The following is an 18534-nucleotide window of genomic DNA, read 5'->3' as shown; positions in this document are numbered from 1 at the left end:
TGCGCACCGACTCGACTCCGAGGTGGCCCGATGAGGCTGCACCGCCTGGACATCACCGCCTTCGGGCCCTTCGGCGGCGCCCAGAAGGTCGACTTCGACGACCTCTCGGCCGCCGGGCTCTTCCTGCTGCACGGGCCGACGGGCGCGGGCAAGACGTCCGTCCTGGACGCCGTCTGCTACGCGCTGTACGGAGCGGTGCCCGGCGCCCGCCAGAGCGGCCAGGGCCTCGGCCTGCGCAGCGACCACGCGGAACCCGCCACGCGCACCGAGATCCGCCTCGAACTCACCGTCGCCGGACGCCGGTTGGAGATCACCCGGCAGCCGCCCTGGGAACGCCCCAAGAAGCGCGGTGCCGGCACGACGACCGAAAAGGCACAGAGCTGGCTGCGCGAGTACGACGCGTCGGCGGGCTCCTGGAAGGACCTCAGCCGCTCCCACCAGGAGATAGGCGAGGAGATCACCCAGCTGCTCGGCATGAGCCGCGAGCAGTTCTGCCAGGTCGTGCTGTTGCCCCAGGGCGACTTCGCGCGCTTCCTGCGGGCCGACGCCGAGGCCCGCGGCAAGCTGCTCGGCCGCCTCTTCGACACCCACCGCTTCGCCGAGGTCGAGAAGCGCCTGGCCGAGCGACGGCGCGCGGCCGAGGCCGAAGCGCGCGCCGGCGACACGGCCCTGCTGGCCGACGCGCACCGGATGCAGCAGGAAGCCGGTGACAGCGTCGACACACCGCTACCCGACCTGGCACCCGGCGATCCGGGCCTCGCCGAGTCCGTCCTGGCCTGGGCCGCCGTCGCCCGCAGCACCGCCCGCGAACGCCTCACGATCGCCCACTGCGCGCGCGTGGCCGCCGAATCCGCGCAGGCCGCGGCGGACCGCGTACTCGGCGAGGTACGGGAAGTGGCCCGGCTGCAACGCCGGTTCACGGAGGCGCGGGAACGCGCCGCGCGCCTGGACGAGCGGGCCGACGCTCACCGGGACGCCCAGGCGCGGATGGAGCGGGCCCGCAAGGCCGAGGCGGTGGCCCCCGCGCTCGACCTGCGCGAAGCCGCCGAGGCCGAGCACCGGCGCGCCGCCGCCCAGGAGACACGCGCGTGTGCCGCCCTGCCGGAGACCTTCGCCGGCGCCGGCGCACCCGGGCTCGCGGCAGCGGCCCGCAAGGCGGCCGAGGAGCTCGGCGGCCTGGAATCGGCACGCAGGGCCGAACGCCGACTGGCCGAACTCGCCAAGGAACGCGCCGACCTGGACCGGCAGGAGCGCGCCGACGATGACGTCCTCCAGGAGGCCGAGAGCTGGCTGGCCACATGGGAGGCGACCCGCACCGGCATCGAGGCACGGATCGAGTCCGCGCAGGAGGCCACGACACGCGCCGAACAGCTCGCCGTCCAACGCGAACCGGCGCTCAAGCGGCTGGGCGCGGCCCGACAGCGCGACCACCTCGCCCAGGACACCGACGACGCCCACGCACAGGCCCTCGCCTCACGCGAACGCGCCACGGAGGCCCGCGACCGCTGGCTCGACCTGAAGGAACAGCGCCTCAAGGGCATCGCCGCGGAACTCGCCGCGGGCCTCGTCGACGGCGAGCCCTGCGCCGTCTGCGGCGCCTGCGAACACCCCGCTCCCGCACGGAAGATCGCCGGACACGTCGACCGGGACGCGGAGGAGCGGGCCCTCGCCGCCCATCGGCGCGCCGACGAGCAGCGCACCGAGGACGAGCGGCGGCTCGGCGTCGTCCGCGAGGCGCTGGCCGCCGCGACCGCGGAGGCGGGCGACACGCCCACGGCACAACTCGCCGAGCAGGCCGAGGCGTTGGAGCGGCAACACGCCGAGGCCCGCGCCATGGCGTCCGGGCTGCACGCCGCGCGTGAGGCGCGGGAACAGGCCGAGCGCGAGCACCAGCGGCGGCTGGCCGCCCAGCAGGAGGCCGCCCGCAGCGTCGCGTCACGCGCCTCGACCAGAGATGCCCTGGACCGCGAAAAGGCCGGTCTGGAGGGGGAGTTGGAGCAGGCGCGGGGCGCCACCGGGAGCGTATCGGCGCGCGCCGCTCAGCTGGAGCGGCAGGTCGCGCTGCTCACCGACGCCGCGGACGCCGTGCGCGGGGCCGAGGACACCGCGCAGCGCCTCAAGGACGCCGACGCGCGACTCGCCGACGCGGCCTTCCGTGCCGGGTTCGACACACCGCAGGCGGCGGCCGCCGCGCTGCTCGACGACGCGGCCCACCGGGAACTCCAACGGCGGCTCGACGCCTGGCAGTCGGAGGAGGCCGCGGTGCGTGCCGTACTCGCCGAGGCCGACACGGCTGCCGCCGCCCAGCAGCCGCCCGCCGATCTGCGGGCCGCGGAACAGGCCGCCGAGTCCGCCGCCCGGGGCCTGCGGCACGCCGCCTCCGCGCAGGACGCGGCCGCGCGGCGCTGCGCGCAGCTCGACGGGCTCTCCGCGCGCGCGACCAGAGGCGTACGCCGTCTGGCGCCGTTGCGCGAGGAGTACGACCGGGTGGCCCGACTGGCCGGCCTCGCGGCGGGCACATCGGCGGACAACGAGCGCAAGATGCGCCTGGAGGCGTACGTCCTCGCCGCACGCCTGGAGCAGGTCGCCGCCGCCGCGACCGTACGGCTGGAGCGGATGTCCTCCGGGCGCTACACCCTCGTGCACTCCGACGACCGCGCAGGACGTGGCCGCAGCGGGCTCGGACTGCATGTCGTCGACGCCTGGACCGGGCGGGAGCGCGACACGGCGACGCTCTCCGGCGGTGAGACGTTCTTCGCCTCCCTCGCCCTGGCCCTCGGCCTCGCGGACGTCGTCACGGACGAGGCCGGCGGGGTGCGGCTCGACACGCTCTTCATCGACGAGGGCTTCGGCAGCCTCGACGACCAGACCCTCGACGAGGTCCTCGATGTGCTCGACTCGCTGCGGGAGCGCGACCGCAGCGTCGGCATCGTCAGCCACGTCGCGGACCTGCGGCGGCGCATCCACGCCCAGCTGGAAGTGGTGAAGGGGAGAACGGGGTCGGTCGTACGGCAGCGGGGCGCCCAGGACTGAGGCGGTGGCCAGGTGGCCCGGCGCTCTCACGGCCCGGTGGACGGGTGTGCTCCTGGGTCAGTGGCCGAGCGGGCGCCGCGGCAGCGGTGAGGAGTAGACGACGCTCGTGGTCACCGAGCCGAGGGTGCCGATCTTGCCCGACACCTCCTCCAGGTGGCTCATCGAGCGCGCCGCGACCTTGATCACGAAGCAGTCGTCGCCCGTGACATGGTGCGCCTCCAGGATCTCCGGGGTCGCCTCGACGAGGTCATGGAACGGCTTGTAGTTGCCGTTGGGGTACCTGAGCCGGACGAACGCGAGGATCGGCAGGCCCAGGCTCTCCGGGTCGACGACGGCCGAGTACCCCCGGATGACGCCGGCCTCCTCCAGGCGGCGCACCCGCTCGGTGACCGCGCTCGCGGACATGGAGACGGCCCGGGCCAGCTCGGCGAAGCTGGACCGGCCCTCGCGCTGGAGGACATCGAGGATGCGCCAGTCGGTGGCGTCCGGGGAATACGCGGTCATCTGCGATGGATAGCAGGGAAAACCCCGGCCGATCAAGAGTGATGCCGTGGATCGCCACTTCAGGAAGTGGATCACGCGACGTAGATTTTTGGCCAGGAAGTCCCGCGGGGCCGGTGCGGAGGAAGCACCGGGGGTGCCGGAATCGGCACCGGTTCGACGGGACTCGGGAGGGAAGGCCAGACCATGACTGTGACCGCTGACACCACGGTGACCGGCACCGCGACCGCGACGAACCCCGTTCTGCGCGTGGCGCCGGCGTCCCCGGCCGCGGCCGCCGCCTACTTCGGCGCGAGCCTCGCCTTTCACGCCGACGTGTCCGACGTCGCCGCCGCCCTCGCCGCCGGCGGCGACCCCGGCTTCGTCGTCCTCGACTCCCGCTCCACCGAATCCTGGGACCAGGGACACATCCCCGGCGCGATCCACCTGCCCACCGCGCTCATCCCCGAGCAGGCCGAGCAGCTCCTCGACAAGTCGGTGCCCGTCGTCACCTACTGCTGGGGCCCCGGCTGCAACGGCGCGACCCGCGCCGCCCTCGCCCTCGCCGAACTCGGCTTCCAGGTCAAGGAGATGCTCGGCGGCTTCGAGTACTGGGCGCGCGAGGGCTTCGAGTTCGAGACCTGGGAGGGCCGCGAGCGGCGCGACGCGGACCCGCTGACGGCGCCGCTGGACGCGGAGAACTGCGGCTGCTGAGCCGGCTCGGGCAGTGCTGCTCATCGGGGGCGAGGGCCGCGTATCGGACAGGGGAGGGGACACCGGATTTCGCACGGATCCCTGCCGTGTAGCTTCTGCGCATGGCCAGATACGCGGACCCAGGTGCGGTCGAGTGGGTGGAGTCGGGCGGCGGGCCGCTCATAGCGATCCCGGAAGTCGTGCTGCCGTTCTGGGCGGGCGCGGACGGCGACGACATGTCCTCCGACTACGACCGTGCCTGTGACGTGGACGGGTTCATCGGCCTCGTGCCCGTGGGCGACACCAGGGCCCTGGTCCTCGGCGACGAACCCGCCTCGACCTCCTACCTCCCCGAACACGGCACCTTCGTACGGTGGTGCGCCGCCGAGTCCGAGGAGGAGCTCCTCGCAGGCGTCCCGGCGGCGCTCGAAGCGGCCGTGTGGGAACCGGAGGTGCAGTGGAGCGTGCCCGGTCCTGTGGTCCTCTTCGACGCGGCCTGGCCGGGAACCGCGACGGGCCGCACGGACCACCTGAGGGTCCCGCTGGAGCCGGGGCGGTACGCGGTGCGCGCGGCCTACGCGGAGCCGGGGCCCGAGACGTGGCTCGGCCTCGTGCAGCTGCGCCGGCTCACGCAGTAGGCCGCGGGCCGGCGGCCTGACACGCCGGGGGCGCGTCGCCCGGCGGCCGGGCTCGGACTCGCGCTGTCTCGCACAGTCTCGCGCTGTGAGTCCAAGCCCGGCCGCCGTCGCCGGCCGTCAGAGCTGGGACAGCTCGTCCACCAGGTCGTCCAGGCCCAGGGAACCCTGCGAGAGGGCCGCCATGTGCCAGGCCTTCGCGTCGAAGGCATCGCCGTGCCGCTTCTTCGCGTTCTCGCGGCCCAGCAGCCAGGCACGCTCACCGAGCTTGTAGCCGATGGCCTGACCGGGGATGGTGAGGTAGCGGGTGAGCTCGCTCTCCACGAAGTCGGCCGGACGGCTGCTGTGCGCGCCGAAGAACTCCTGCGCCAGCTCAGGGGTCCACCGCTCGCCCGGGTGGAAGGGCGAGTCGGCCGGAATCTCCAGTTCCAGGTGCATGCCGATATCCACGATGACCCGGGCGGCACGCATCATCTGCGCGTCGAGGTAACCGAGCCGCTGCTCGGCGTCGGTGAGGAAGCCCAACTCGTCCATCAGGCGCTCCGCGTACAGCGCCCAGCCCTCGCAGTTGGCGCTGACCCGGCCGACGGTGGCCTGGTAGCGGGAGAGGTCGTCGACGACGTACACCCACTGTGCGAGCTGGAGGTGATGACCGGGGACGCCCTCGTGGTACCAGGTCGAGACGAGGTCGTAGACGGGGAAACGGGTCTGCCCCATCGTCGGCAGCCACGTACGTCCCGGCCGTGAGAAGTCCGCCGACGGCGAGGTGTAGTACGGGGCCGCCGCGCTGCCCGGCGGAGCGATGCGGGACTCCACCTTCCGTACCGGTTCGGCGAGTTCGAAGTGGGTGCCGTCCAGGGTCTCGATCGCCTCGTCCATCAGACCCTGGAGCCAGGCCTGGACCTCGTCGACGCCCTCGATGTGCTTGCCGTGCTCGTCGAGGTGCGCGAGCGCCACCCACGGGGTCTCGGCGCCGGGCAGGATCTTCTCGGCCTCGGCCTTCATCTCGGCCAGCAGCCGGTGGTACTCGGCCCAGCCGTACGCGTACGCCTCGTCGAGATCCAGATCCGTACCGTTGAAGTAGCGCGCCAGACGCGCGTACCGCTCGCGGCCCACCGTGTTGGGCGCGCCCTCGATCGTCGGCGCGTACACATCGCGCATCCAGTCCCGCAGCGCGACGAGTGCCCCGGTGGCGGCGCGGGCCGCCGCATCCAGCTCCTCGCGCAGCGCGTCCGGGCCCGTCGACGCGAAGTCCTCGAACCAGCCGCGGCCCTGCCCGTCCGCGTCCGACCACTCGGTGAGCTGCCCGACGAAGGTCTCGGTCGGGCGCGGGGCCGCGTACAGCTTGCGCTCCAGGCCCTCGGCGAGGGACGCGCGGTACCCCTCCAGCGCGGCCGGCACCGCGCGCAGTCGCTCGGCGACCGCGGCCCAGTCCTCGTCCGTCTCGGTCGGCGTGAGGGTGAACACCTGGCGCACCGCATGCGCGGCCGTGTGCAGATTGCCGACCGACCGCAGCCCCTCGCCGGACTCGTGGACGGCGAGTTCCGCGGTGAGGCGCTCACGCAGCAGCCGGGTACAGCGGCGCTCGATGTCGTGGTCCGCGCCGGGCTGCCGCTCCGCCTCGTCCAGCCGGGCGAGCGTCGTCCGCGCCAGCTCCGCGACGGCCTCCTGGCCGGCGGGCGAGGTGTCGGGGAGCCTGCTGTAACTCTCCTTCACACCGAGGTACGTACCGAGGACCGGGTCGAGGGCGATGAGGTCGTCGACATAGGCGTCGGCGACCTCGCGGGGCAGCGGGCTTTTCGTCTCTGACATGCGGACATCCTCATACGGGGATGCGGTCGGCGTCAGCAGGATTCCGCTGAGGGCTTGGCCGGTGGCAGCAACGGGCCGCAGTCCCACTGCTGGAAGATCAACCGCGTCTCGACCCGCGCCACTTCACGCTGCGAGGTGAACTCGTCGAGCACCAGTCGCTGCAGATCCGCCATGTCCGCGACCGCCACATGAACGAGGTAGTCGTCGGGCCCGGTGAGATGGAAGACGGTACGGGACTCCGGCAGCACCCTGATCCGCTCCACGAAGGGCCCCACCAACTCCCGCCGATGCGGCCTGACCTGCACGGACAGCAATGCTTCGAGGCCTCGTCCCAGCTTCGCCGGGTCCAGCCGCAGCTGATGGCCGAGAATCACTCCCGCCCGGCGCAGCCTCGTCACCCGGTCCAGGCAGGTCGAGGGCGCGACACCGACCTGCGCCGCGAGATCGCGGTACGTGGTCCGTGCGTCGTTCTGCAACAGCCGCAGCAGATGGAGATCCACCGGATCGAGTACGACAGAATCGGCCATGGCGCGAACGTAACACGGGATTCGGCGCTCGGACCCCGGTCGGTGTTCAGGCTTCCGGCCATGGATTCCGTTGTGTACGACACGTACGACGCCTACGAGGCTCAGGACCGACTGAACAGAACCGGCCAGGTCGCGCTCGCGCCCATGACCCGGACGCTCGCCACCGAGGCGGTGCACGCCGGGCGGGAGGATCTCGCCGGGCAGGGGCTGCACGCGGTGCCGATCGATCTGTCCACCACCTATCCCTCGTACGACAGCCGCGGTGAGGCCGCCCGGATCGACGCGTTCGCGACCGACGGCGCCGAACCGGAGGGCCCGCCCGTCTACGGCCGTCTCGGCAACCCGACCGTCGCCCGTTTCGAGACCGCCCTCGCCCGCCTCGAAGGCACCGAGAGCGCGGTCGCGTTCGCGAGCGGCATGGCCGCGCTGAGCGCCGTACTGCTCGTACGGAACGCGATGGGTCTGCGCCATGTCGTCGCCGTTCGTCCCCTGTACGGCTGCAGCGACCATCTGCTGACCGCCGGGCTGCTGGGCTCCGAGGTGACCTGGGTCGACCCGGCGGGCATCGCGGACGCCCTGCGCCCCGACACGGGCCTGGTGATGGTGGAGTCCCCGGCCAATCCGACGCTCGCCGAACTCGACCTCCGGGCCGTCGCGCACGCCTGCGGCTCCGTTCCGCTCCTCGCCGACAACACCTTCGCGACACCCGTACTGCAACGCCCCGCCGAACAAGGTGCGCGCCTGATCCTGCACAGCGCGACCAAGTACCTGGGCGGGCACGGCGATGTGATGGCCGGAGTGGTGGCCTGCGACGAGGAGTTCGCCCGGCGGCTGCGCCAAGTGCGGTTCGCGACGGGCGGTGTCCTGCATCCGCTGGCCGGCTATCTGCTGCTGCGCGGCCTGTCGACCTTGCCGATACGGGTCCGGGCCGCATCCTCGAACGCCGCGGAACTGGCCCGCCGTCTCGCCGCCGACCCGCGCGTCGACCGCGTCCACTATCCGCGCATCGGCGGCGCCATGATCGCCTTCGAGGTCCACGGCGATCCGCACGATGTCATCGCCGCGGTCCGCCTGATCACCCCCGCCGTGAGCCTCGGCAGCGTCGACACCCTCATCCAGCACCCGGCTTCCATCAGCCACCGCATCGTGCCCGCGGAGGACCGCCACGACGCGGGGGTCGGCGACCGGCTGCTCCGGCTGTCGGTGGGGCTGGAGGACGTGGAGGACCTTTGGGCCGACCTGGACGGGGCGTTGGGGATCGCGGGCTAGGGGGAAGGGCGGGTTCGACGGCGGTCGAGGGGCAGCGGAGGCCGGGCTCGACGGCGGTCGGGGGCGGGTGGCCCCCGTCGCCCGGCCCCGCCCCCTCCCGAATTAGTCCCGCACCACCCGCTGCCCCTCGTCATACGGCAGCCGTGAAGCAACCGGAGTCGCGTCCAGGCGGGCGGTGATCACCAGCGTGCCTTCCTCGATCTGGTAGTCGAGGGGGAGGCTGAGGCCGCGCATGGCGGCGACCATGCCCGTGTTGGAGGCCTGCGTGACGGCGTACACGCTCTCGCAGCCGGCCTCGACGGCCATCGTCACAAGGCGGCCGAGCAGTTCGCTGCCGACGCCGCGCCGCTGCCAGTCGTCCTCGACGAGAAGCGCGATCTCTGTCTCGTCGCCGTCCCAGAGCAGGTGGCCGAGCCCGACGATCCGTCCGGATGCCGTCTGCACGGCGAGAGTCCGTCCGAAGCGGGGGCTGAGCAGGTGGTTGAGGTAGCGGTCCGCGTCGCCGACCGGGCCGTGGTAGCGCATGCTCAGCGTGCGGGACGAGCAGCGCTCGTGCATCGCCTTGGCGGCCTCGACGTCCGAGACGTCGGCGCGCCGCACCGTGATGGCGTTGCCCTGCGGCAGCGTCAACATGTCCTGGCCGTGCGGGATCCGCGGACCGAGCCGCGTGTCCAGCTCCACCAGCGCCCGCGCCCGCGCGAACTCGGTCGGCGTGAACGGCAGATACGGCCGCTCCACCGTGATCACCCCACCCTCCGGCGCCCGCAGCCGCATCACTGTGTCCTCCAGCGCGCCCTCCACGGGAGCACCCTCCTCCGCCCGCCCGGAACCCGGGGACTTGGCGGGCAGTGAGCGGATGGTGCAGCGGCCGAGCAACTGGCGTAGCGCGAGCGGCAGTTCCGCGGCGTCCAGGGCCGTGCGGGTCGCCAGGCCCAGCACTCGGGTCGGCGCGTCCACCAGGTCGTGGGCGTCGGCCCGCTCGATCCAGGTCTCGGTGCCGCCCGCCTGTGCCACCGCACGGGTGATCTCGGACGCCTCCAGCTCCGCGGGGGCGCGCAGCAGGAACTCGTCCACCGTGCCCTCGGCCAGCGGGTGTGTCTGCAGGCTCAGGATGTCGACCTGCCGCTGCGCCAGCGCCGTGCACAGCGCGGCCAGCGAACCCGGCGTGTCCTTCACCGTCGTCCGCATCCGCCAGAGCACGGTCGCCCCGGCGACGGCCTCCGGCATCGCGGCGGAATCCTCGGAGGGCCCGGCCCGTCGCCCGTCGGCGAGCGGCCGGGCGCCGGTATCGTCCGCCGGCGGTGCGTGACCGTGGCGGCGTGCCCACCATGTGTGGAATCCGGCCGTGGCGACCAGGATCATCGCCGAGATCACCAGCAGGGCGGACCCGTCCGGGCCGTGCCCGATCAGGTTGGCCACGGCGTCCGCGACCGCGACGGCCGTGAACAGCGCGGCGAGTTCGACGACGTCCCGCCGCCAGTGGTGGACGGGGCGACCGTGCCTCGCACGCGTCACATCAGTCATGTCTGGAGTCATGCAGCCCACTGTGGCGGAAGGGTGTTGCGTGATCACGAACGGTTTGTGACTGATCGGTTAAGTGTCCTTCTGCCCCTTTTGTAGTTCTTTTTACGGGCCTTTTGCTTCGAACGGACGGGATGAGTCAAACCCCTGATCAGGCGGCCACCCCCTGGGTCAGCGCCGTCCGCAGCCGACGGGCCTGAGTCACCAATTTGGACGAGCCGCGCCGCTCGGCAGCCTGCGCGAGATGCGAGAGGTCGCCTCGCGCCCCGGACCGTTCGGCGCAGTCGGCGGCGACCGCGAGCAGATCCCCCAGCCCGCGCGCGGGCGTACCGCTCGACGCGTCCGTCGCGAGATCGGCCAGCAGGATCGGCAGCGCGTCGCGGAGCACCGACCAGACGGTGGCGTACGCGCCCGTGGCCGCCGCCGTCCGTATCGCCTCGGCGAGCCGCAGCGGCTTCACGGCCCCCCGGCGCACCAACTGCCCGAGGTCGCCGCCGAGCCGCTCCGCGTCCAGCTGTCCGCGCGCGGCCAGGACCAGCAGCGCGTCCACGGCGGAGAGCCGGTCCTCCGTATGCCGTGCCCCGAGCCCGTACGCCACGCACAGGTGCACAGCCTCGCCCGCCTCACCGTCCGCTTCGGCGAGGAACGGCAGAATCGCGGCGCCTCTGCGGCTGTCGTCCACGGCGACCGAGGAGAGGTCACCCAGCACACGGGCCGCCACCAGCTCCCGCCGTCCGGGCACGACGGCCGACCAGTGCTGCCGATCCGCCTCGTCCCAGTGCGGGCAGTACCAGCGGTCCTTGAAGACGGACAGCGGACGCCCCAGCCGGCGGAAATCCTGCGGGAACTGCCCCTGTATCTCTTCGAGTTCGCCGAGCTCCAGCAGGATGCGGACGCCCGAGGTCCGCCGCCGGCTCGTGGGCAGGTCCGGCCCCTCGGCGGTGAGCCACTGGGCCAGCCGGTACCCCTCGGGAGAGCCGAGGGTGCGGGCCCGCACCGCCGCTGCCGCCGCCGTTGCGCGGCCGTCGCGCCTGACCCGAAGCAGCGCCTGCGCGAAGTCGGCCGTCCCCGGCCGGGCTTCGAGTCGTCGGTACGCGGTGAGGCGGTCCACCAACTCCTCCGGCTCCAGCAGCCCCGTGTCCCAGGTGGGTGTGGCCAGCAGGAATGGCAGCGGCTCGGCCAGGACTCGGTAGGCCACCTCCCACAGGCGCGCGTCGAAGGCGCGCGAGAGGGCGCCGTGCTGGCAGTCGCCTCTTGTCGTGCCCTGCTGGACCGCCGCGTGAAGCGTGTCCATGGGCACATGCCCGAGCAGGGTCGCGAGGATGACCTCCACCCCGTACGGGGCCTCGCGGAAGTGCTCGGGCACGTGGGTGTATTCCGGATCCTCGTCGGCCCACCAGCGTCGGGCGACCACGGGCCGCAGGGCTTCCACCAGACCGTCGCGATCGCCGTACGCATGACGGACGAGACCGTCCAAGGTGCGCTCGAACGCGGCCACATCGCCGCCGGACGCCAGCAGGGCGCCGACCTCCTCCGCCAGCTCGGCCGCCGAAACCGGCGCCGGCGCGAGCCGCGTCCGCTCCGGCACGGGCGGCAGCACCTCTTGGAGGACCGCCGGCGCGGAGTCCAGCGCCCCGGCGCCGAGCAGCCGCTCCGCGCGGATCCGCACCCCTGGGCTCAACTCGGCCGCTGCCTCGACGAGTTGCTCGCGGACACCGTCCGACGCGCTGAGCGCGGCGACATGCCGCTCCACGAGCTTCAGCGCACGCTCCTGCACCTCGGTGTCCTCGTGTCCGAAGGCCTGCGCCACGGCGGGCAGCAGCTCGGCCGCGGTGGACGGATCGCGTTTGAGTACCTTGCCCAACAGGATGAGCTGCGCCCGGACGAGCTTCTTCTCGGTGCGGAAGAGCACCCCGGACGACATCTCGGCGAGCCGGCGCGGCGTCAACTCGTCGTCCAGCGCGAGGGAGGCGAGCACGGACTGGGCGTGCCACGCCACCGTCGATGTCGCCTCGCAGGCGAGCGCCGTCCAGTCGGCCGAGCGCTCCCGCTGCTCGTCCCGCGTCAGATCGAGGCACGTCAGCAGCTTCAGGAAAACCCGCTGATCGGCGGGAACGCCGCCGCGCAGCAGCCGGGCCACACAGGCGTCGACGATCACCTTGCGGTCCAGGGTTCCTTCCCCGGTCAGCTGCGCGAGCGCGTGGTACCAACTGCCCGGCCCGTCGCCGAACAACCAGGCGGCCCGGCCGGACACTTCCAACGAGTCGAAGAGTGCGGCGATCATCCGGTCCAGGTGCGGATCCTGACGAAGGCGCTCCACCACGGTTCCCCCGTGGTGCCCCGTACTGCCGATGTGCTCGAACCAGCCCTCCACATAGGCGTCGGTGGTGGGCACCTCACAACCGGCCAGTCGCACGAGCCCGGACAACAGCAGGTACGGGATCCGGGAGGTGACCGGCCGCTCGGCGAGCCGGTGTGCCACATCGCCGAGCCAGTCCGGCTCCCGGTCGCCCAGCACATGGAGGAACACACCGGGGGAGGCCTGGGACCAGCGCATGTCGGCTGCCGCGATCCAGTTCGCCGCCCCCGCGGCGCCCGTGTGACACGCGGCTCCTGCCGCGTGCAGCGCGGGACCGGCCATACGGGACGACGCGCTCCACCGCGCGGCGCGCAACTCCTTGCGGAGTTCCTTGAGCCCGGGCAGACAGGCCCGGCGTTCGGCATCGGTCATCCCGTCCAGGAGACCCGCGGCCTCGACGGTCTGCCCCGCCCGTACGGCCTTCAACAGCGCTTCACCGCTCATCGCACATCGCCCCCGTCGACCAGAACCTCTTCGTGTCGTGTCCGCGTTCCCCGCCGCACCATGCGCACCGCCAGCGCGTGCTTGCAGGGGCCGCGTCCTCCCCGGTACTTCGCCCACCACAGGCAGGAGCAGCTCAGCGGCCCCGCGTTGTCGCGGACCCGGTGCACATGCCCGTCATCGGCGGTCACCGTCCCCAAGGAGCCGTCCAGAGCGACCGCCCCCGCGGCGACCAGGGCGCGGGCGGAACGCAGCCGTGGATTGTGGCGCTCCACGCGCTCGGCGTCGTAGGGCAGTTCGCGGTGGAAGTAGGCCGCCTCCGCCGTGTCGTACCCCACGCGCCCCGACGTGCCCAGCCGGACCAGGGCGGCCCGTACCCGCTCGGTCGGCAGGCCGGAGGCGGCGGCCAGCTCGCCGACGTCGATGCGCGGCTCCCACGCCAGGAGCACGGCGATCAACTCCGCGTCCTCGGCGGCCTCGTCGGTGGCCAGTGCGTCCAGCACACCGCCCTCCCCGGAGAACCCGCGCGAGGCGTCCGGCGACAGCGTGAGCGTCAGCCGCATGCCGGGCAGGACGGCCTCCCAGGCGCCGGCGGCGGTGGCATCACCGGTGACCGCGGGGCCGTACACCCGCAGGGCCGTCGCATGGCGCAACACCCGTTGCAGGGCGATCAGCCGCTCCGGACCGGGCAGGCACACCGCCCCGGGCACCGGCCGGGTCGTCGGCCGCAAGCCGCGCCCGGCGGGCACCACCCACTGCGCGCCGCGCGAGGCCCCCCGCGCGGTGCCGCGCGGAAGCGAGCGCAGGAACCGCACGGCCTCGGCCGCCGGCAATTCGGCCCGCAGGTCGAAGCCCGCCGCTGTCACCTGGGCCTCGGCGAAACCGCGCAGCCAGCGGTCGGGCAACGGCACCTTCTTCTCCACCACCGAGCCGTCGAGGGTGGTCACGGCCATCTCGTCGGGGCCGACCCGGAGGTGCAGCGGATCGTCCGTGCCGATGCGCGAAAGCGCCTCGCGCAGAGGGTTGTTGACGTCGACGTTGGTCGTTCCGTGGCCCACCTCGCCGCCGTCGAGGCCCGCCGTCAGCACGTCCAGGCGCGCGTACACCCCGCCGCAGCCGGAGAAGGACTCGAAGCGGAGCCGGTCGCCGTTGCCCGTGACCACCGGGTCCAGCGAGGCGCGCAGCTGCCGCTGGTAGTAGCGGGCCGCCGCCACGTCCGCGACCGCGAGCAGCCCGGCGGCCGCGATCTGAGGTGACGTCAAAAAGCCCGCGAAGAACCGAGGATGGTCCTCGAACCCCGTGGGTGTCGCACCCCGCGAGGTCTCAAGTCCCAGGCGCCGTCCGCCCGGCGCGGATTCCAGCACGGAGGGTCGGGTGTAAGCCACGGCCTGCAAAGATCGCGTCATGGAAAAACCGTAGAGGCGACCACTGACAATCGGCTCTGACCTGCGGGAACTTGCTCGCGAGCCGGTTTTGGCGGACGGCGGACGGAGCCGCGCACCGGGGGATGACTCCGGTGCGCGGCCCAGCGCTTCGAGGGTACGGGAGTCGGACGGACGATACGGCCGCCCATGTCCTGCGCTACTGCCTCCACGCCCCTCGCTTCCGCCTCCCGGCCCCGCGCTGCCGCTCCCGCCCAGCGTTACTGCCCCACACGCCCCGGCTGCAGCACCTGCGTGAACAGCACGGTCCCGTCCTGCTCGCGCAGCCGCACCGTCAGCTCGCCGCTGTCGCCGTCGATGTCGACCTCGCCGAAGAACTGGTAGCCGCCGGCGGGGGAGACGTTCGCGGCGGTCGGCGCCTTCACGAACACCCGCTCCGGACCGAACGTGTTGTCCAGCGCGTTCGCCGGGAACGCGCCGGCGTTGAGCGGGCCCGAGACGAACTCCCAGAACGGCTCGAAGTCGGTGAAGGCGGCCCGCGACGGCTGGTAGTGCTGGGCCGAGGTGTGGTGCACATCGGCGGTCAGCCAGAGGGTGCCAGTGATCTTCCGGTGCTTGATGAACCGCAGCAGCTCGGCGATCTGCAGCTCGCGCCCGAGCGGCGCGCCCGGGTCGCCCTGCGCCACGGCCTCGATGTTCGGCTTCCCCTCGGTCGTGTCCGGGACGACCAGGCCGAGCGGCATGTCCGCGGCGATCACCTTCCAGACGGCACGCGACCGCGACAGTTCCCGCTTGAGCCACTCCAGCTGCTCCGCGCCGAGGATGCCCTGCGGGTCGGTGGTCTGGTCGTCGGGCGAGTTGGCATTGCGGTACGTGCGCATGTCGAGCACGAAGACGTCCAGCAGCGGGCCGTGACGCATGACCCGGTACACGCGGCCGTCCTCGCTGCCCGGCCGCAGCGTCGAGACGGGGAAGTACTCGCTGAACGCGCGACGGGCCCGGGAGGCCAGGACGTCGACGCTCTTCTCGGTGTACCGCGTGTCCGAAGACGCGATCACCTCGCCCGGGTACCAGTTGTTGCGCACCTCGTGGTCGTCCCACTGGATGATGGACGGCACCTGGGCGTTGAAGCGCTTCAGGTTCTCGTCCAGCAGGTTGTAGCGGAAGTTGCCGCGGAACTCGGCGAGCGTCTCGGCGACCTTGGACTTCTCCGCAGTCGTGATGTTCCGCCAGGTGCTGCCGTCGGGGAGCGCGGCGGTCGCCGCGATCGGCCCGTCGGCGTAGATGTTGTCACCGCTGCACAGGAAGAAGTCCGGGTCGAGCTTGGCCATGGCGTCGTAGATCCGGTAGCCGCCGATGTCCGGGTTGATGCCCCAGCCCTGCCCCGCCAGGTCGCCCGACCACAGGAAGCGCACTCCGTCGCGCCGCCCCGCCGGCGTCGTACGGAAGGTGCCGGTCACCGGTTCTCCGGTGCGCCGGGAATCGTCGGGGTCGGCGAGCAGCACGCGGTAGTGGATCTGCTCGCCCGCGGGCAGTCCGCGCAGCCGTGTCGTCCCCGTGAAGTCCGTGTCCGCGCCGAGCAGCGGACCGTGCCATCTGCGGGGATTGCGGAACGACTCCGTCGCGGACGTCTCGACGATCATCCGGGCCGGGCTGTCGGACCGGACCCATACCAGGCCGGAGTCGGCGGTCACGTCTCCGGCCTGGACACCCCACCCCGCCTTCGGCCGCCCGGACAGGGCGAACGCCGGCGCCGCGCCGAGGGCGGTGGGCAGGGCCAGCGCCGCGGACGCGGCGAGTGAGCCGCGCAGAACGCTGCGGCGACCGGGGAAGGGGCTCTGCGGACGGTGTGACATGAATGCGCCTCCGGGGACGGATCCGGCCAGTGTGCAATGCCACAACTACTGGTGCGCCGCAGCGCACACGGAAACCACAAGTGAACAACTGACCCCAGGGACAAGGGAACCGGTGTGCGACTCCGGCCGGGCGGCACCGGGACGTGAAGGGGGCGGCTCAGTCGCGGACGGCGTCCGCCATCAGCCGTACACCGTCGCGGATGCGCGCGGGCGACAGATGCGCGTACCCCAGTACCAGCCGTACGCCGTCCTCGACCGCCTCCCCGTAGTGCGCCAGCGGACGCACGGTCACCCCGGCCGCGGCGGTCCGTGCCAGGAAATGGTCCAGCGGCCCGAACCGGTCGGGCAGCGCGGCGATGACATGCAGACCCGCCGCGATTCCGGACACCTCCGTGCCCGGGAAGTGCTCCTCCAGCGCGGCCGCGAGGGCGTCGCGCCGTTCCCGGTAGGCGCGCTGGCAGCGGCGCAGCTGCCGGTCGTAGTCGCCCCGCTCCATGAAGCGGGCGAGGAGTGCCTGGTCGACGACCGGGTTCCCGAGATCCATGGTCCGCTTGCGCTCGACGACCTCCTCGGAGAGGGACGCGGGGACGAGCAGCCAGCCGAGCCGCAGTCCCGGTGCCAGGGACTTGCTGACCGACCCCGTGTAGGCGACGTGCTCGGGATCGAGACCTTGCAGGGCGCCCACCGGAGCACGGTCATAGCGGAAGTCCCCGTCGTAGTCGTCCTCGATCACCAGCCCGTCCACCGAGCGCGCCCAGTCGAGGAGTTCCGCGCGACGCCGCGCCGAGTACGCGATCCCGGACGGGAACTGGTGCGCGGGCGTCGTCACCACCGCGCGTACCCCAGACGCCTCCAGCGGACCGGTGGCCAGCCCTTCCTCGTCGAGGGGCAGCGGTACGGTGCCCACGCCGGCCGAGGCGTACAGGGCGCCGTGCTCGGGGCTTCCCGGATCCTCGACCCCGACATCGCGTACCCCGCGCGCGTGGAGCACGAATCCGAGCAGCGCCATCGCCTGCGCGACTCCGGAGACCACGACGATCCGCTCCGGGTCCGCGACCACGCCGCGGCGTCGGGAGAGCAGCTCGGCGAGGGCGGTACGCAGCCGGGGCAGCCCCCGCGGATCCGGGTAGCCCAGTGCGTGGTGGGGGAGTTCGGCCAGTACCCCGCGCTGCGCGGCGGCCCACGTGGAGCGCGGGAACAGCGACAGGTCCGGCGTCCCGGGAACGAAGTCGGCCCGGGCGCCGGCGGGCCGCGGGGCCAGATCACGCGCGCGCGGGCGCGCCGCCCGGGCCGCGCCCCCGACCCAGGTCCCGGCACCTCGGTCGCTGCGCAGATACCCCTCGGCCGTCAACTGCTCGTACGCCTCGGTGACCAGCCCCCGCGACACTCCGAGGTCTGCGGCGAGCTCACGGCTGGACGGCAGCCGGGTGCCCGGGGTGAGGCGCCCTGAGCGGACCGCCTCGCGCAGTGCCGCCTGAAGCGTGCGGCCACGCGCGCGTGCCGGGGCCGAGGCGGCCGGCAGGAGCAGCTCCCAGGCGGCGGCCCACGGCGCGGCGCCGGAGGGGGCGGGTCCCTGCGGCCGGTCGCGATTGGTCCCCGATGACGTCATGGAAGTGGACCTTAATCCGGGCCACGTTCCTTCATAGCGTCACCGTCATGAACGCCACCACCACCCGGGGCGCGCTGTTCGCCGCCCTCGCCTGCGTCCTCGTCGGAGGCTCCTTCACCGCCAACAGCCTGCTGGGCCACTATCCGTACGCGGGCGGCCAGTTCCTGCGCTACGGCCTCGCCTTCGTGCTGCTCCTGCCGCTGGTCGGCCGGGGTGGCGCGGCCCCGCTGCGGCGGCTCCTGGTGCGTCAGTGGGGGCGCCTCGCGCTGCTCGCGGCCGTCGGTATGGTCGGGTTCAACCTCGCGGTGATCGCCGCAGAACGCACGGCGGAACCGGCTGTTCCGGGCGTCTTCGTGGGCTGCGCCCCGGTCGTCGTGGCCGTTGTCGTACCCCTTCAGGAGGGCCGTCGTCCGCAACGCCGTGTCCTGTACGGGGCGTCGCTCGTCGCGCTGGGCGCGTTCACCGTCCAGGGGTGGGGGCGCACGGACGCGGCCGGGATCGGGTACTCCGTGTGCGCGCTGGCCGGAGAGGTCGGCTTCGCGGTTCTGGCCGTGCCCGTCCTGCGGCCCCTGGGACCACGGCTGCTGTCGGCCACCGTCTGCGGGATCGCCGCGGTCGAGTCGGCGGTGGCCGGCCTGCTCACCGGCGGCGCGGCGTGGCTGCGGATGCCGGACGCCACCGAGGCGACCGCGCTGCTGTGGCAGGCGGCGGTCGTCACGGTGGTCGGCTTCGTGTGCTGGTACATGGGCATGCAGCGCATCGGCGCGGAGCGCGCCACGCTCTTCTCCGGGCTCATCCCCGTCGCGGCCGCCTGCACCGCGCCGTTCGTCGGCACGGGCGCGTACGGTGCCGCGCAGGCCGTGGGGAGCGCCCTGGTCGGCGCGGGAGTCGCCCTCGGATCCGGTGCGTTGGGCCTG

General features: G+C 72.9%; 12 protein-coding genes and 1 pseudogene. 5 read left to right on the top strand and 8 right to left on the bottom strand.

The genetic code is table 11. The features are described 5' to 3' along the window. Nucleotides 1-30 precede the first annotated feature (30 nt). A complete protein-coding gene (locus AB5J50_RS08510) occupies nucleotides 31-3033 on the top strand; it encodes an AAA family ATPase (protein ID WP_369256411.1) in 3003 nt (1000 codons plus the stop codon). A 57-nt stretch (nucleotides 3034-3090) separates the two neighbouring features. Here the strand turns inward: AB5J50_RS08510 and AB5J50_RS08505 are convergent, their stop codons facing one another. Next, complete coding sequence (locus AB5J50_RS08505) at nucleotides 3091-3537, bottom strand: Lrp/AsnC family transcriptional regulator (RefSeq protein WP_327427059.1); 447 nt, start codon at nucleotides 3535-3537, stop codon at nucleotides 3091-3093. A 183-nt stretch (nucleotides 3538-3720) separates the two neighbouring features. Between AB5J50_RS08505 and AB5J50_RS08500 the strand changes: the two genes are divergently transcribed. Continuing rightward, entirely contained in the window at nucleotides 3721-4227 is a 507-nt protein-coding gene (locus tag AB5J50_RS08500) for a rhodanese-like domain-containing protein (protein ID WP_369256409.1), read from the top strand. 101 nt (nucleotides 4228-4328) lie between these two features. Next, on the top strand, nucleotides 4329-4844 hold the full coding sequence (locus AB5J50_RS08495) for an immunity 21 family protein (protein ID WP_327427057.1): 516 nt from the start codon (nucleotides 4329-4331) through the stop codon (nucleotides 4842-4844). 117 nt (nucleotides 4845-4961) lie between these two features. Here the strand turns inward: AB5J50_RS08495 and AB5J50_RS08490 are convergent, their stop codons facing one another. Beyond that, the gene (locus AB5J50_RS08490) at nucleotides 4962-6653 is read right to left on the bottom strand and encodes a DUF885 domain-containing protein (protein ID WP_369256407.1); all 1692 of its coding nucleotides are present in this window, start codon (nucleotides 6651-6653) and stop codon (nucleotides 4962-4964) included. A 32-nt stretch (nucleotides 6654-6685) separates the two neighbouring features. Then, nucleotides 6686-7180: an Lrp/AsnC family transcriptional regulator gene (locus AB5J50_RS08485; protein WP_369256405.1), complete on the bottom strand. Its 495-nt coding sequence runs from the start codon at nucleotides 7178-7180 to the stop codon at nucleotides 6686-6688. A 144-nt stretch (nucleotides 7181-7324) separates the two neighbouring features. Here AB5J50_RS08485 and AB5J50_RS08480 point away from each other — a divergent pair, with 144 nt between their 5' ends. Continuing rightward, entirely contained in the window at nucleotides 7325-8449 is a 1125-nt protein-coding gene (locus AB5J50_RS08480; RefSeq protein WP_369265335.1) for a PLP-dependent aspartate aminotransferase family protein, read from the top strand. 102 nt (nucleotides 8450-8551) lie between these two features. Here AB5J50_RS08480 and AB5J50_RS08475 read toward each other — a convergent pair whose 3' ends face one another. The 5 genes from AB5J50_RS08475 to AB5J50_RS08455 all read right to left on the bottom strand — a co-directional run bounded on the left by AB5J50_RS08475 (nucleotide 8552) and on the right by AB5J50_RS08455 (nucleotide 17617). Then, entirely contained in the window at nucleotides 8552-9973 is a 1422-nt protein-coding gene (locus tag AB5J50_RS08475; RefSeq protein ID WP_369256403.1) for a GNAT family N-acetyltransferase, read from the bottom strand. A gap of 148 nt (nucleotides 9974-10121) precedes the next feature. After that, nucleotides 10122-12773, bottom strand: a complete 2652-nt coding sequence (locus tag AB5J50_RS08470; protein WP_369256401.1) for a DUF6493 family protein — start codon at nucleotides 12771-12773, stop codon at nucleotides 10122-10124. Further along, nucleotides 12770-14176 (bottom strand): SWIM zinc finger family protein, encoded by a 1407-nt coding sequence (locus AB5J50_RS08465; RefSeq protein WP_369256399.1) that lies wholly within the window; start codon nucleotides 14174-14176, stop codon nucleotides 12770-12772. Before AB5J50_RS08465 ends, AB5J50_RS08470 begins: the two co-directional genes overlap by 4 nt. Nucleotides 14177-14412: 236 nt before the next feature. Then, a complete protein-coding gene (locus AB5J50_RS08460) occupies nucleotides 14413-16008 on the bottom strand; it encodes an alkaline phosphatase (protein ID WP_369256397.1) in 1596 nt (531 codons plus the stop codon). Nucleotides 16009-16165: 157 nt separating this feature from the next. Further along, nucleotides 16166-17617, bottom strand: a complete 1452-nt coding sequence (locus AB5J50_RS08455) for a PLP-dependent aminotransferase family protein (RefSeq protein ID WP_369256395.1) — start codon at nucleotides 17615-17617, stop codon at nucleotides 16166-16168. Here AB5J50_RS08455 and AB5J50_RS08450 point away from each other — a divergent pair. Further along, nucleotides 17608-18501 (top strand): annotated as a pseudogene (locus AB5J50_RS08450) (DMT family transporter); the annotation flags it as partial. The gene AB5J50_RS08455 and the pseudogene AB5J50_RS08450 sit on opposite strands and share 10 nt — an antisense overlap. Nucleotides 18502-18534 lie beyond the last annotated feature (33 nt).

Source organism: Streptomyces sp. R35 (genome assembly GCF_041053035.1).
Taxonomy (GTDB): Bacteria; Actinomycetota; Actinomycetes; order Streptomycetales; family Streptomycetaceae; genus Streptomyces; species Streptomyces lutosisoli.
This window is presented reverse-complemented; position numbering and strand designations above follow the sequence as displayed.

Bases quoted from the DNA above. Each gene is read 5' to 3' on its own strand.
- AB5J50_RS08480 (WP_369265335.1), top strand. From the start codon at position 7,325: ATGACCCGGACGCTCGCCACCGAGGCGGTGCACGCCGGGCGGGAGGAT.
- AB5J50_RS08460 (WP_369256397.1), bottom strand. From the start codon at position 16,008: ATGTCACACCGTCCGCAGAGCCCCTTCCCCGGTCGCCGCAGCGTTCTG.
- AB5J50_RS08455 (WP_369256395.1), bottom strand. From the start codon at position 17,617: ATGACGTCATCGGGGACCAATCGCGACCGGCCGCAGGGACCCGCCCCC.
- AB5J50_RS08505 (WP_327427059.1), bottom strand. From the start codon at position 3,537: ATGACCGCGTATTCCCCGGACGCCACCGACTGGCGCATCCTCGATGTC.
- AB5J50_RS08470 (WP_369256401.1), bottom strand. From the start codon at position 12,773: ATGAGCGGTGAAGCGCTGTTGAAGGCCGTACGGGCGGGGCAGACCGTC.
- AB5J50_RS08510 (WP_369256411.1), top strand. From the start codon at position 31: ATGAGGCTGCACCGCCTGGACATCACCGCCTTCGGGCCCTTCGGCGGC.
- AB5J50_RS08495 (WP_327427057.1), top strand. From the start codon at position 4,329: ATGGCCAGATACGCGGACCCAGGTGCGGTCGAGTGGGTGGAGTCGGGC.
- AB5J50_RS08465 (WP_369256399.1), bottom strand. From the start codon at position 14,176: ATGACGCGATCTTTGCAGGCCGTGGCTTACACCCGACCCTCCGTGCTG.
- AB5J50_RS08500 (WP_369256409.1), top strand. From the start codon at position 3,721: ATGACTGTGACCGCTGACACCACGGTGACCGGCACCGCGACCGCGACG.
- AB5J50_RS08490 (WP_369256407.1), bottom strand. From the start codon at position 6,653: ATGTCAGAGACGAAAAGCCCGCTGCCCCGCGAGGTCGCCGACGCCTAT.
- AB5J50_RS08475 (WP_369256403.1), bottom strand. From the start codon at position 9,973: ATGACTGATGTGACGCGTGCGAGGCACGGTCGCCCCGTCCACCACTGG.
- AB5J50_RS08485 (WP_369256405.1), bottom strand. From the start codon at position 7,180: ATGGCCGATTCTGTCGTACTCGATCCGGTGGATCTCCATCTGCTGCGG.